A 13,390-nucleotide genomic window follows, 5' to 3' on the forward strand; every position below is an offset into this window, starting at 1 on the left:
GCTCCCACAGTAGGTGCGGCATGCTCATGTGGGAGCCGGCTTGTCGTGACGACGAACCGCGGCGAATGGGCTGCGCAGCAGCCCCAGTCTTTGCGTCGCAATGAAAAGATCAGGAAACACTGCAATGGCACATGCACCACAGGTAAAAATCCCCGCCACCTACATCCGTGGTGGTACCAGCAAAGGCGTGTTCTTCCGGCTGCAAGACTTGCCCGAGCGCGCGCAGGTCTCGGGCCCAGCTCGCGACGCCCTGCTGCTGCGGGTGATCGGCAGCCCCGACCCGTACGGCAAGCAGATCGACGGCATGGGTGGCGCCACCTCCAGCACCAGCAAGACGGTGATCCTGTCTAAAAGCATCAAGCCCGACCACGACGTCGACTACCTGTTCGGCCAGGTCTCGATCGACAAGGCCTTCGTCGACTGGAGCGGCAACTGCGGCAACCTGTCCGCGGCGGTCGGCTCGTTCGCCATCAGTGGCGGTCTGGTCGATGCAAGCCGCATTCCACGCAACGGCATCGCTACCGTGCGGATCTGGCAGGCCAATATCGGCAAGACCATCATCGCCCATGTGCCTATCACCGAGGGCGAGGTGCAGGAAACCGGTGCTTTCGAGCTCGACGGCGTGACCTTCCCGGCCGCCGAGGTGCAGCTGGAGTTCCTTGACCCGGCCGCCGACGAGGAGGGCGGAGGCGGGGCGATGTTCCCCACCGGCAACCTGGTCGACGACCTCGAGGTGCCGGGCGTCGGTACCTTCAAGGCGACCCTGATCAATGCCGGTATCCCGACCATCTTCGTCAATGCCGCTGATATCGGCTATACCGGCAGCGAGTTGCAGGACGCCATCAACGGCGATGCCGCCGCGTTGCAGCGTTTCGAGACCATCCGTGCCCATGGTGCCGTGCGCATGGGGCTGATCGAACATATCGATCAGGCCGCCGGGCGCCAGCACACGCCGAAAGTGGCGTTCGTCGCGGCGCCGAGCACCTACACTGCCTCCAGTGGCAAAGCCGTGCCTGCCGAAGAGATCGACTTGCTGGTGCGTGCGCTGTCGATGGGCAAGCTGCACCACGCGATGATGGGCACCGCAGCGGTGGCCATCGGTACCGCCGCGGCGATTCCCGGGACGCTGGTCAACCTGGCTGCCGGTGGCGGAGAACGAAGTGCCGTGCGTTTCGGCCATCCGTCCGGGACACTGCGGGTCGGGGCCGAGGCGCGTCAGGTGGACGGGCAATGGACCGTGACCAAGGCAATCATGAGCCGAAGCGCTCGGGTGCTGATGGAGGGCTGGGTGCGCGTGCCCGGTGATAGTTTCTAAGGCATCAGTAGTGCTCGGCATTCGTTGAGCGGGGCCGCTTTGCGGCCCCTGTTATCAAGGAGCCACGAATGAGCGCAAATGTAGACCTCAACACCCGTCCCGACTACGACCAGGTCCTGCAGACCCTCGCCGACTATGTGCTCGGCTACCGCGTCGAGTCCTCCGAGGCGCTGAACACCGCCCGCCACTGCCTGATGGACACCCTGGGCTGCGGCCTTTTGGCCCTGCGCTTTCCCGAATGCACCAAGCACCTGGGGCCGTTGGTCGAAGGCACGATTGTCCCCCACGGCGCCCGCGTGCCAGGCACCAGCTACCGCCTCGATCCGGTCAAGGCGGCCTGGGACATCGGCTGCATCGTCCGCTGGCTGGACTACAACGACACCTGGCTGGCGGCGGAGTGGGGCCATCCTTCGGACAACCTTGGTGGCATCCTGGCGGTCACCGATCACCTGTCGCAAAAGCGCGTGGCCAATGGCGAGGCGCCCCTGGCCATGCGTGAGGTGCTCGATGCCATGGTCATGGCCCACGAGATCCAGGGCGTGCTGGCGCTGGAGAACTCCTTCAACCGGGTTGGCCTGGACCATGTGCTGTTGGTCAAGGTCGCCTCGACAGCAGTGTGTGCCAAGCTCATGGGCGCCAGCCGCGAACAATTGCTTTCGGCACTCTCTCACGCCTTCGTCGATGGCCAGGCCCTGCGCACCTACCGTCATGCGCCCAACGCCGGCTCGCGCAAGTCGTGGGCGGCGGGGGATGCCTCCAGTCGTGGCGTGCGCCTGGCCGATATCGCGCTGCGCGGCGAGATGGGTGTGCCCGGTGCGCTGACCGCCAGGCAGTGGGGGTTCTACGACGTGTCGTTCAGCCACACCAACAAGGACCTGGCGCTCAAGCCCGAGGCGCGGCGTGAACTGCGCCTGCCGCAGCCGCTGGGCAGCTATGTGATGGAAAACGTGCTGTTCAAGATCAGCTTCCCCGCCGAATTTCATGCCCAGACGGCCTGCGAAGCTGCGGTGATCCTGCACCCGCAGGTGCGCAACCGCCTGCACGAGATAGACCGCATCGTCATCACCACCCACGAATCGGCGATCCGCATCATTTCCAAGGAAGGGCCGCTGGCCAATGCCGCGGACCGCGACCACTGCCTGCAATACATGACGGCGGTGCCGTTGATATTCGGTGACCTGGTGGCCGAGCACTACGAAGATGCCTTCCATGCCGCGCACCCGAGCATCGACCGCCTGCGCGAGAAGATGGTGATCGTCGAGGAGCCGCGCTTCAGCCGTGAGTACCTGGAGGCCGACAAGCGTTCCATTGCCAATGGCGTGCAGGTGTTCTTCAAGGATGGCAGTCACACGCCGCAGGTGGTGGTGGAGTACCCGATCGGGCATCGACGCCGGCGGAAGGAGGGGATGCCGTTGCTGGAGGCGAAGTTCAAGGAGAACCTGGCGACGCGCTACGTGCGCCAGCGCTGTGAGGAAATCGTGGCGTTGTGCAAGGACCAGGCGAGGCTGGAGGCCATGCCCGTGCACAGGTTTGTCGATCTGTTCGTGATTTGATGTTGTCTGTTGCGGCCTCATCGCTGGCAAGCCAGCTCCCACAGGTTTAGCGCAGACCTTGAGCACTGCGCGATCTTGTGGGAGCTGGCTTGCCAGCGATGAGGCCGGCGGCTCTAACAAAAAAGCCCCGGTATCTCTACCGGGGCTTCTTCTTACCGCTTGTAACTTACCACTTGCAGCTGCTTACGCCTGAACCACCGGGATCTTGGCGTTGGCCGCGGCTTCGCGGAACTCGGCGATCTGGTCGAAGCTCAGGTAGCGGTAGACGTCGGCAGCCATGCTGTCGATGTCCTTGGCGTACTGCATGTACTCTTCAACGGTCGGCAGCTTGCCGATGATCGAAGCGACAGCAGCCAGCTCGGCCGAGGCCAGGTACACGTTGGTGGCGTCGCCCAGACGGTTCGGGAAGTTACGGGTCGAGGTGGAGACCACGGTCGAACCGGTCTGTACACGTGCCTGGTTACCCATGCACAGCGAGCAGCCTGGCATTTCCATGCGCGCGCCGGCCTTGCCGTAGATGCCGTAGTAGCCTTCTTCGGTCAGCTGGTGGGCGTCCATCTTCGTTGGCGGGGCCAGCCACAGACGGGTCGGGATACCGCCCTTGACCTTGTCCAGCAGCTTGCCGGCGGCGCGGAAGTGACCAATGTTGGTCATGCACGAACCGATGAACACTTCGTCGATCTTCTCGCCCTGTACCGAGGACAGCAGGCGGGCGTCGTCCGGGTCGTTCGGCGCGCAGAGCACAGGCTCCTTGACGTCGGCCAGGTCGATTTCGATGATTTCGGCGTATTCGGCATCGGCGTCGGCCGACAGCAGCTCAGGCTTGGCCAGCCAGGCTTCCATGGCCTGGGCGCGGCGCTCCAGGGTACGGGCATCGCCGTAGCCTTCGCCGATCATCCAGCGCAGCAGGGTGATGTTGGACTGCAGGTACTCGGCGATGGCCTTCTCCGGCAGCTTGATGGTGCAACCGGCGGCGGAGCGTTCGGCCGAGGCGTCGGACAGCTCGAAGGCTTGCTCGACGGTCAGGTCGTTGAGGCCTTCGATCTCCAGGATGCGGCCGGAGAAGGCGTTCTTCTTGCCTTTCTTCTCGACGGTCAGCAGGCCTTTCTGGATGGCGTAGTAAGGGATGGCATGGACCAGGTCACGCAGGGTGATGCCAGGCTGCAGCTTGCCCTTGAAGCGCACCAGGATCGACTCCGGCATGTCCAGCGGCATGACGCCGGTGGCGGCGGCGAAGGCCACCAGGCCCGAGCCTGCCGGGAACGAGATACCGATCGGGAAGCGGGTGTGCGAGTCGCCACCGGTGCCGACGGTGTCAGGCATCAGCATGCGGTTCAGCCAGCTGTGGATGATGCCGTCGCCCGGGCGCAGCGACACGCCGCCACGGGTGCGGATGAAGTCTGGCAGGGTGTGGTGGGTGGTGACGTCGATCGGCTTCGGATAGGCCGCGGTGTGGCAGAACGACTGCATCACCAGGTCGGCGGAGAAGCCCAGGCACGCCAGGTCTTTCAGCTCGTCGCGAGTCATCGGGCCAGTGGTGTCCTGGGAGCCGACGGTGGTCATCTTCGGCTCGCAGTAGGCACCTGGGCGCACGCCCTGGCCTTCCGGCAGACCGCAGGCGCGGCCGACCATCTTCTGCGCCAGGGTGAAGCCTTTGGTCGAAGCAGCAGGTTGCTCAGGCTTCTTGAACAGGTCGGAAGGGGCCAGGCCCAGCTCGGCACGCGCTTTCTCGGTCAGGCCACGGCCGACGATCAGCGGGATACGACCGCCAGCGCGGACTTCGTCCAGCAGCACTTCGGTTTTCAGCTCGAAGTTGGTGACCAGTTCGTCGCTGCCGTGACGGCGTACTTCACCTTTGTAAGGGTAAACGTCGATGACGTCGCCCATGCCCAGGTTGGTGCAGTCGAATTCGATCGGCAGGGCGCCGGCGTCTTCCATGGTGTTGTAGAAGATCGGAGCGATCTTGGTGCCGAAGCAGAAGCCACCGGCGCGCTTGTTCGGCACGTACGGGATGTCGTCGCCGAAGAACCACAGCACCGAGTTGGTGGCCGATTTACGCGAGGAACCAGTACCGACCACGTCACCGACGTAGGCGACCGGGAAGCCCTTGGCCTTGACCGCTTCGATCTGCGCCAGCGGGCCGACCGAACCAGGCTGCGAAGGCTCGATGCCGTCGCGGGCCATCTTCAGCATGGCCAGGGCATGCAGCGGGATGTCTGGGCGCGACCAGGCGTCCGGGGCAGGGGACAGGTCGTCGGTGTTGGTTTCGCCAGGCACCTTGAACACGGTCAGGGTGTACTTGTCGGCGATCGCCGGGCGCGAGGTGAACCACTCGCCGGCAGCCCAGGATTCCAGCACGGCCTTGGCGTGGGCATTGCCCGCCTTGGCTTTTTCGGCCACGTCGTGGAAGGCATCGAACATCAGCAGGGTGTGCTTGAGCTGTTCGGCCGCGACGGCGCCCAGTTCGGCGTCGTCCAGCAGCGCGACCAGCGTTTCGATGTTGTAGCCGCCCTGCATGGTACCCAGCAGCTCGGTGGCGTGCTTGCGGTCGATCAGTGGCGACTTGGCTTCACCCTTGGCGACAGCGGAGAGGAAAGCGGCCTTGACGTAGGCGGCTTCGTCGACTCCTGGCGGAACGCGGTTGGTGATCAGGTCTACGAGGAAGGCTTCTTCGCCGGCCGGCGGGTTTTTCAGCAGCTCGACCAGGCCTGCAGTTTGTTCGGCGTTCAGCGGCTGGGGCACGATACCCAGAGCGGCACGCTCTTCGATATGTTTGCGGTAGGCTTCAAGCACAGTTATTACCCTCATCAGTGGTCCCTAAAGGGAGTCCGGGACGCTCATCCAGCATTCTCCTGCACCCATGCGCTGAAGACGGCTTTTTGAGCCGGCAAGCCAGGGTCGCAGAGAATCCTTACAGAAGCTGTTTTCAAAGTTTTACGCCTGTAGAACGGAAGGCTGATGAGGGGTTGGCCGTGGCCATGCGCTAGCATGGACAGGGCCAACGCCGTTCTACCGGATGAACTGTGCTCGTGACGCTTTGAAAACAGCTTCCAACGGACATGGTTGCCTTGAAAAGGCGGAGTGATTCTACGGCAAAAATTAGCCGAAAGTAAGGCGGCGAAGAAGACTTTAACGGGTGACCCTGGTTAGACAAAGGGCTAACATGGGGGCGTGTTCCACCGCCAAGCCGTTGTTTTTACATGTCCAACCAATCCATCAAGACGCCTTGCGTCGGCCTCTGCTCCACCGTGTATGGAGACCTGGTGTGCCGCGGCTGCAAGCGCTTCCACCACGAAGTGATCCACTGGAACGGCTACGACGACGAGCAGAAGCGCGCCGTGTGGCTGCGCCTGGAGCAACTGCTGGTGCAGGTGATGATGGCCAAGCTGGAAGTGTTCGACAAAGCGCGCTTGCGCGAGCAGCTCGAACAGCGTTCGATCCGCTATGTGGCACAGCAGTCGGAATATTGCTGGGCCTACCAGCTGATCGCCCGCGGGGCGCGGATGATTCGCGACCTGGAGGCCTACGGGATGGCCTTGCTGCCGGAGTTCCGCGACTGGGAGCTGCCACAGCTGCGCGACGCCATCGACCGGGAATTCTTTTTGCTTTCCGAGGCGCATTACCAGCGCTATATCGCCCCGAGCTTCTTGCGTGATGCTTTGGCGGCAGATCAGAAATAAGCGTTGCCCTCATCGCTGGCAAGCCAGCTCCCACAGGTTCCGCGCTGTCTTAAGAACGTGCGCAAGACCTGTGGGAGCTGGCTTGCCAGCGATAGGGCCCATGCAGATGCTCGATCAGTCGCCGGTGTACTCGCAGCCGCTGGTGCAGGTCTCGTGGATGCGCACCTTCGACAGTTCCGGCAGCAGCGGCTTGACCTGATCCCAGATCCACTTGGCGATCACTTCGCTGGTGGGGTTTTCCAGCCCGGGAATATCGTTCAGGTAGTTATGGTCCAGTTGCTCGTAGATCGGCTTGAAGATCGCCTTGATCTCGGAGAAGTCGCGGATCCAGCCGGTGTGCGGATCGAGCGGGCCGGTCAGGTGCAGGGCGACCTTGAACGAATGGCCATGCAGGCGGCCGCACTTGTGCCCGGCCGGGACGTTGGGCAGGCGGTGAGCCGATTCGAAGGTAAATTCCTTAAAGATTTCCACGCTGGCATAACTCTGTGTGAATCAACGATGCGCGCAGTCTACCAGCATGCCCGCTACAAGGCTTGCAACTGATCCTGCAACCGCCCGGTGGCGATCAGCTCCAGCAGTTCGTCGCCCAGGCGCCGGCTTTCGGCGATGGCCTTGTACCAGTAGCGCTTGCGGCTCGGCGCATCGCCCATGAAACGCTTGAAGTCGTTGCGATCCGGCAGCTTGCCGTAGGGCAGGGCGGCGAGGTACTGCGGCGACGGGGTCATCAGCAACACATTCTGCAGGCGTGTGGCATTGCCCTTGCGCCAGGGCAGGGCCTTGTCGAACCAGCCGGGCACCACCTTGTCGGTGAAGTGCGGGTAGAGCACCAGGTCGTCGCCCCGGTAGGGCAGGTCCAGGTGGTAGTCGAGCAAGCCGCCGTCGCGGTAGGTGCCGGCACCCGCGCCGGGGATGTCGCGCACACCCTCCATGACCATCGGGATCGAGCCCGAGGCGAGCAGGGCGTGGCGCAGGTTGGCCAGGTCCAGCGGCAGGCTGCGCGAGGGGAAGTCGGTGAGCGCCTCCAGCGGCGGCGCGGCACGTTCATCGTGCAGGATCACCCGCTCGAAGTGCCGCGCCAGGCGCGAGCGGCCCAGCAGGTTGCTGGCGATCACCGAGCCCAGCCCCACCCCCAGGCGTGCGCGCTGGTCGTGGGCGAGTTGGCCGTGGCTCTTCACCACCAGGATGTTCAGGCGATAGTGCGGGTTGGCGAGGATCTGCCCATCGCGGCCCTGCAGCAGGTCGTCGAGCATGCGTTGGCAGCTCTGGCTGATTTCCCTGGGGGTCACGCCCTTGGCGAAATCCTGCTCGGTATACAGCTCGCCCAGGCGTCGGATGCCGGCCACCGGGTCGTCGAGGCAGGCACTGGCGAAACGCCAGGAGCCGATCGAGGCGCCGATCAATGCCCGTTGCCGTGGTGCCGTCGGCAGCCATTCACCGAACAGCGCCAGGTCCAGGCCCTGGATTCCCAAGGGCTTGGGGCCACCGGCGGCGCCCGGCAGCACGCCGACATCGGCGGCCAGCAGGCCGCGCTCGCGAATTTGCCGCAAGGCGCGCTGGCCGGCCTTGAAGGTCAGGGCGGGGTACTTGATGTGGATGGCGCTCATGGCGGGGTCTCGGGCAGGGCAGGCGGGCAGTATAGGGCTTTATCGCGAGGCGGCGATGCCATCACCGCCCCACGTGGCCGCGACAAGGCCGCAAGCTGCGCTATCATGCGGCCAGCTGTTTTCAGGTTGAGTTAAGGACCGGTGGTTAATCTTAACCCCGTAGACAAATTGCACATCTCGCAGGAGAGAACCTCATGAAAACTTTGACTGCCCTGTTCACCGCCGCCGCCCTCGCTTTCGGTGCCAATGCCGCCTTCGCCAAGGATGTGCAGCCCGATGAAGTGGTCAAGCTGGTGAACGCCAAGACCATCAAGTCGCTGGACGATCTGAAGGCCGCCGCCGTGGCCAAGCACCCCGGCGCCACCGTGACCGACTCGGAGCTCGAGGATGAGTACGGCCGCTACATCTACAAGGTCGACCTGCGTGATGCCCAGAACGTCGAATGGGACGTGGCCCTGGACGCCAAGACCGGTGAAGTCCTGAAGGACGAGCGAGACAACTGATGCCTGCACTACCGCGAACGGCACGCTACCTGGCCTTGGCCCTGTTGACCGTCTGTTCGCTGGCCGCCGCGCGCGACCTGGACCAGGATGAAGCCCTGGAGCTTCGGCAAAAGGGCATCATCCTGCCACTGGAGCAATTGCTCGAAGCCGCCCTGGGGCGTTACCCCGGGGCACGGCTGCTGGAGGCGGAACTGGAAGAGAAGCACGAGCGCTACGAGTACGAGGTCGAACTGCTGACCCCGGCAGGCGTGGTGCGCGAGATCAAGCTCGACGCCCGCACCGGCGCGCTGCTCAAAGACGAGGAAGACGACTGAATGCGCCTGCTGCTTGTCGAGGACAATGTCCCCCTGGCCGATGAACTGACCGCCACCCTGCAGCGCCAGGGTTATGCCGTGGACTGGCTGGCCGATGGCCGCGATGCGGTGTACCAGGGCCAGAGCGAACCCTACGACCTGATCATCCTCGATCTGGGCCTGCCTGGGCTGCCGGGGCTCGAAGTACTGGGGCAATGGCGCGCGAGCGGTCTGGCCACCCCGGTGCTGATCCTCACCGCCCGTGGCTCCTGGGCCGAGCGTATCGAGGGACTCAAGGCCGGGGCCGACGACTACCTGAGCAAGCCTTTCCACCCCGAGGAGCTGCAACTGCGCATCCAGGCCCTGTTGCGCCGGGCCAAGGGGCTGGCCAACCAGCCGAAACTGGAAGCGGCCGGCCTGCATCTGGACGAGTCGCGCCAGTGCGTGAGCCGTGAGGGTGTCGATGTCCAGCTCACCGCCGCCGAGTTCCGCCTGTTGCGCTATTTCATGCTGCATCCGGGGCAGGTGCTGTCCAAGAGCCACCTGGCCGAGCACCTTTACGACGGGGAAACCGAGCGTGATTCCAATGTGCTGGAAGTGCACGTCAACCACCTGCGGCGCAAACTGGGGCGCAGCGTGATCGAGACCCGCCGCGGCCAGGGCTACGTGTATGCCGGGAGCGCCGCGTGAAGTCGATCCAGGCGCGCCTGAGCCTGGGCCTGGTGGCGGTACTGGTAGTGGTTGGGCTGGCCCTGGCGCAGTTGACCCTGTGGCTGTTCGAGGCGGGCCTGCAGCGTTACCTGGAAGCTGGCCTGCGCAAGGAAAGCGAAAACCTGCTGGTGGCGCTGGTGCGTGGTCCGTCCGGCCTGCAGTTGGACGAGCGACGGCTGTCGGCAGCCTACCAGCAGCCGTTCTCGGGCTACTACTTCCGTATTGATTTCGACCAGGGTACCTGGCGCTCCCGATCGTTATGGGACATGGACATGCCCAAGCCTGGCAAGCCCGGCCTGGACGATGGCCACGAACTCGGTCCCGACGGCCAGCAACTGCTGGCCTATCGCGGGGACTACCGGCGGCTCGGCCAGGACATCTCAATCAGCGTGGCCCAGGACTACTCACCGGTGCGTGAGGGCTTTCGACGCATGCAACAGATCGGCCTGGGCCTGGGGCTGGTAGCGTTGATATTGGTACTGGTGCTGCAACGCCTCACCGTGACCCGCTCGTTGCGCCCGCTGGAGCGGGCGCGCCAGCAGATCGCCCAGTTGCAGCAGGGCCAGCGCTCGCAACTGGACGCCGAAGTGCCCAGCGAACTGCAACCGCTGGTGGACCAGATCAACCACCTGCTGACTCATACCGAAGACAGCCTGCGTCGTTCGCGCAATGCCTTGGGCAACCTCGGTCATGCCTTGAAAACGCCGCTGGCGGTGCTGATCAGCCTGGCTGCCAGCGAACGCCTGCAGGCGCTGCCCGAGGTGCGCGCGCAGATGCGCGAGCAACTGGAGCAGATCCAGCAACGCCTCGCCCGCGAACTCAACCGCGCGCGCCTGGCCGGCGATGCCTTGCCTGGCGCGCAGTTCGATTGTGACGCTGAACTGCCCGGGCTGCTGGCGACGCTGGGGATGATCCATGGTGAAGGCTTGCTGCTCGAACGCGACGCGCCGCCCGGCCTGTTGCTGCCCTGGGACCGCGAGGATTTACTGGAGCTGCTCGGCAACCTGCTGGACAACGCCTGCAAATGGGCCGACAGCGAGGTGCGCCTGGGCATCGCGCCCACCACCGAGGGCTACCAGTTGATGGTCGATGACGATGGCCCGGGCATCCCTGAGGCGCAACGCCTGCAAGTGCTCGAGCGCGGCTCGCGGCTGGACGAGCAGGTCGATGGCCATGGCCTGGGGCTGGGCATCGTGCGCGACATCGTCGAGGCCTGGGGTGGGCGCGTTGCGCTGCTGGAAAGCCCACTGGGCGGGTTGCGAGTGAGTATCGAGCTGCCCCGCAAGGTCCGCTGAATCAATCCGTTCCTGCCGAGGAACCGGATCAAGCCTGCAAAAAAATTGCAGTACAGCCGCAGTTTTTTGAATTGGCCCAGCGCCACCCGCGCCCGGCACAATGCCGGCCACGAAACCTTGCGGTTTCCATCTCTCCAAGGACGGAGCCCCTTGCGCCACTGCATTGCGCAACACAGGGCCCAGGCCGGTCGCGCTGGGCTTTCTTTTTACAATCAGAAGAACACGATCAAAATCACCTCGATGTCTGTCTCGCGTCCCGAATCCCGCCTGCAGCGCCTGCTGCCGGCGCCCCTGAACATCCCTCCCCGAGAATGGTTGCGAGCAGGCCTAGGCGCGCTGCTTGGACTGTTTCTTGCGGGTTACCTGTGCAGCCTGGCCTATGGGCCATCGATCGCCCTGCATTTGCTGGGGCCGCTGGCAGCCTCGGCGGTGCTGGTGTTCGCCGTGCACTCGGGCCCGTTGGCCCAGCCCTGGCCCGTACTGGGCAGTTATGCGTTGGCGGCTGCCGTGGGCCTGGCCATGCGTCACGCATTCGGCGATGGGTTGTGGGTCGCGGCCGCGGCGTTGGGCATCGCCATCCTGGCGATGTGCCTGCTGCGCTGCCTGCACCCGCCCGGTGGCGGCGTGGCGGCCAGCGCCGTGCTGGCCGACCCAGGGTTGGTGGCCATGGGTGACCACCTGCTCGAGCCGGTATTGCTCAATGCGCTGATCCTGGTCGGCGTGGCCGTGCTCTACAACCGCCTGACCGGCGTGCGCTACCCCAAGGGCGCGACCCCGCGCCGCGACCTGCACCACACCCACGACGCGCTGCCGGGCGAGCGGGTCGGCATCTGCGCCACAGACCTGGACCAGGCCCTGGAGGAGATCGGCGAGTTCGTCGATGTCACCCGTGACGAGCTGGAGCGGATCATCCTGGCCACCGAGCAACACGCCCTGCACCGTAGCCTGGGCGGCATCACCGCCAGCTCGGTGATGTCCCGCGACGTGCAGTGGGCAACGCCGCGCACCACCCTCGAACAGGCCTGGAAGCTGCTGTCCGGCCATCACCTCAAGACCCTGCCGGTACTGGAAGAGGGGCGCTTGGTGGGGGTCGTCAGCCTCAGCGACCTGGTCGGCCCGGCCATGGCGCGTGGGCGTTTCAGCTGGCGTGGCCTGTTCCGGCGCAAGGTGGTGCGCTTGGAACAGGTGATGAGCCGTCGGGTGGTCAGCGTCGGCAGCCAGCATCCGCTGGAGCGCCTGTTGCCGTTGCTCAGTGAGCAGGGGCTGCACTGCCTGCCGGTGCTCGACGATGAAAAGCTGGTGGGGGTGATCACCCAGACCGACCTGATCGCCGGCCTCAAGCGGCACCTGCTCACTGCCGCGGCGCAGGGCTCAGATCACCGGGTCCCAGCGCTGTGACCAGTCGCTTTCGCCAGCGGCCACCAGCCGGCGCAACACGCTGAAGGCCTGCTGCAACGCCTCGCTGTCGCGCTCGCGGGCATGCACCAGGAAGGTCGGGTAGGTGAACTCCGGCGCCTGGGGCACGCGCTCGAACACCCCGCTTTGCAGGTAGGCCTGGACCACCCGGGTGCGGAAATAGCCGCTGCCGCCGTGCTCGAGAATGAACTGCAGGGCCAGGGGCCCGAGGTTGAAGCTCAGGGCCGGGCGCGACAGCTCGGGCAGGGCGGCGTCGTGCTGGCGGCGGAAAGCTTCGCCCCAGTCGATGTAGATGTACGGATCGGGCGCATCGACCCGGCGCACACGGATCAGCTTCTCTTCCATCAATTGCTCGACTTGCAGGCCAGGACCATAGGTCGGCTGGTAGACCAGCGCGGCGTCGAGCAAGCCCATCTCCACCTTGCGCAGCAGTGCTTCGCCATCGCTGACCTCGCTGCGGATGGCATGGCTGGGCAGGCCCTTGTGCAAGGCGCTGACCCAGTCGAGCAGCATCGGATTGCCCAGGCTCACTTCGGCGCCCACATGCAGCACCAGCTGGCAGCCCTGGGGCAGCGGCAGGTCACGGCGCGCCGCCTCCCAGGTCTGCACCAGCTGGTTGGCATAGCTGACGAAGGCCTCGCCGTCAGCGGTCAGGCTGGCGCCGTTGCGGCTGCGTACCAACAGCTGGCAGCCCAGTTGCTGCTCCAGGCGCTGCACACGGGCGCTGATTGCCGTCTGCGAGACGAACAGCCGTTCAGCCGCGGCGACCAGGCTGCCGCAGCGGACGATTTCCAGGAAGGTGCGGGCCTGATCGATGTCCATGGTGCTGCTTCTGTGGCTGGAGAGGCGGCCTATTCTAGTGTGGTGTTTTGCAAATACGACCAATAAATCGCGAGCGACTTTTGCGCTCAGGCAAGGCGTCGCGACGAGTCGTAGCCCAGCTACGGCGAGGAGCGACAACGCTGCATGAGCGCAAAAAGCGCCGCGAGTTATGGTCGTTATTTGTGAAACACCACACTA

Annotated in this window: 12 protein-coding genes; 8 read left to right on the forward strand and 4 right to left on the reverse strand. The window is 64.8% G+C overall.

Translation table 11 applies throughout. The annotated features are described in order from the left end of the window. The first annotated feature begins 124 nt into the window (after positions 1–124). Positions 125–1,315: a 2-methylaconitate cis-trans isomerase PrpF gene (gene prpF / locus ACQ4OD_RS02885; RefSeq protein ID WP_430943856.1), complete on the forward strand. Its 1,191-nt coding sequence runs from the start codon at positions 125–127 to the stop codon at positions 1,313–1,315. A gap of 68 nt (positions 1,316–1,383) precedes the next feature. After that, positions 1,384–2,868, forward strand: coding sequence for a 2-methylcitrate dehydratase (prpD, locus tag ACQ4OD_RS02890; RefSeq protein ID WP_258600358.1), 1,485 nt, complete (start codon positions 1,384–1,386; stop codon positions 2,866–2,868). 183 nt (positions 2,869–3,051) lie between these two features. Here prpD and acnB read toward each other — a convergent pair whose 3' ends face one another. Continuing rightward, positions 3,052–5,661 carry a bifunctional aconitate hydratase 2/2-methylisocitrate dehydratase gene (gene acnB, locus ACQ4OD_RS02895; protein WP_110700910.1) on the reverse strand — a complete coding sequence of 870 codons (2,610 nt, stop codon included), beginning with the start codon at positions 5,659–5,661 and terminating at the stop codon, positions 3,052–3,054. Positions 5,662–6,068: 407 nt separating this feature from the next. Between acnB and ACQ4OD_RS02900 the strand changes: the two genes are divergently transcribed. After that, a complete protein-coding gene (locus ACQ4OD_RS02900; protein WP_046854916.1) occupies positions 6,069–6,548 on the forward strand; it encodes a DUF1289 domain-containing protein in 480 nt (159 codons plus the stop codon). A 114-nt stretch (positions 6,549–6,662) separates the two neighbouring features. Here ACQ4OD_RS02900 and queD read toward each other — a convergent pair whose 3' ends face one another. Further along, on the reverse strand, positions 6,663–7,019 hold the full coding sequence (gene queD / locus ACQ4OD_RS02905; protein WP_023630589.1) for a 6-carboxytetrahydropterin synthase QueD: 357 nt from the start codon (positions 7,017–7,019) through the stop codon (positions 6,663–6,665). 53 nt (positions 7,020–7,072) lie between these two features. After that, positions 7,073–8,152 carry a patatin-like phospholipase family protein gene (locus ACQ4OD_RS02910; RefSeq protein WP_430943857.1) on the reverse strand — a complete coding sequence of 360 codons (1,080 nt, stop codon included), beginning with the start codon at positions 8,150–8,152 and terminating at the stop codon, positions 7,073–7,075. 194 nt (positions 8,153–8,346) lie between these two features. On the opposite strand from ACQ4OD_RS02910, the gene ACQ4OD_RS02915 reads away from it, so the two are divergent. The 5 genes from ACQ4OD_RS02915 (at position 8,347) to ACQ4OD_RS02935 (ending at position 12,352) form a co-directional block, all read left to right on the forward strand. After that, positions 8,347–8,655 carry a PepSY domain-containing protein gene (locus ACQ4OD_RS02915; protein WP_139669941.1) on the forward strand — a complete coding sequence of 103 codons (309 nt, stop codon included), beginning with the start codon at positions 8,347–8,349 and terminating at the stop codon, positions 8,653–8,655. Beyond that, positions 8,655–8,969 (forward strand): PepSY domain-containing protein, encoded by a 315-nt coding sequence (locus ACQ4OD_RS02920; RefSeq protein ID WP_023632694.1) that lies wholly within the window; start codon positions 8,655–8,657, stop codon positions 8,967–8,969. Before ACQ4OD_RS02915 ends, ACQ4OD_RS02920 begins: the two co-directional genes overlap by 1 nt. Beyond that, on the forward strand, positions 8,970–9,638 hold the full coding sequence (locus tag ACQ4OD_RS02925; protein ID WP_102683274.1) for a response regulator transcription factor: 669 nt from the start codon (positions 8,970–8,972) through the stop codon (positions 9,636–9,638). Further along, on the forward strand, positions 9,635–10,954 hold the full coding sequence (locus tag ACQ4OD_RS02930) for a sensor histidine kinase (RefSeq protein ID WP_430943858.1): 1,320 nt from the start codon (positions 9,635–9,637) through the stop codon (positions 10,952–10,954). Before ACQ4OD_RS02925 ends, ACQ4OD_RS02930 begins: the two co-directional genes overlap by 4 nt. A gap of 240 nt (positions 10,955–11,194) precedes the next feature. Then, complete coding sequence (locus ACQ4OD_RS02935; RefSeq protein ID WP_430943859.1) at positions 11,195–12,352, forward strand: HPP family protein; 1,158 nt, start codon at positions 11,195–11,197, stop codon at positions 12,350–12,352. Here ACQ4OD_RS02935 and ACQ4OD_RS02940 read toward each other — a convergent pair. Beyond that, on the reverse strand, positions 12,326–13,192 hold the full coding sequence (locus tag ACQ4OD_RS02940; RefSeq protein WP_139669946.1) for a LysR family transcriptional regulator: 867 nt from the start codon (positions 13,190–13,192) through the stop codon (positions 12,326–12,328). The genes ACQ4OD_RS02935 and ACQ4OD_RS02940 overlap by 27 nt on opposite strands. Between the last annotated feature and the right edge of the window lie 198 nt (positions 13,193–13,390).

This window comes from Pseudomonas sp. WC1 (genome assembly GCF_050586565.1).
In the GTDB taxonomy this organism is placed as follows: domain Bacteria; phylum Pseudomonadota; class Gammaproteobacteria; order Pseudomonadales; family Pseudomonadaceae; genus Aquipseudomonas.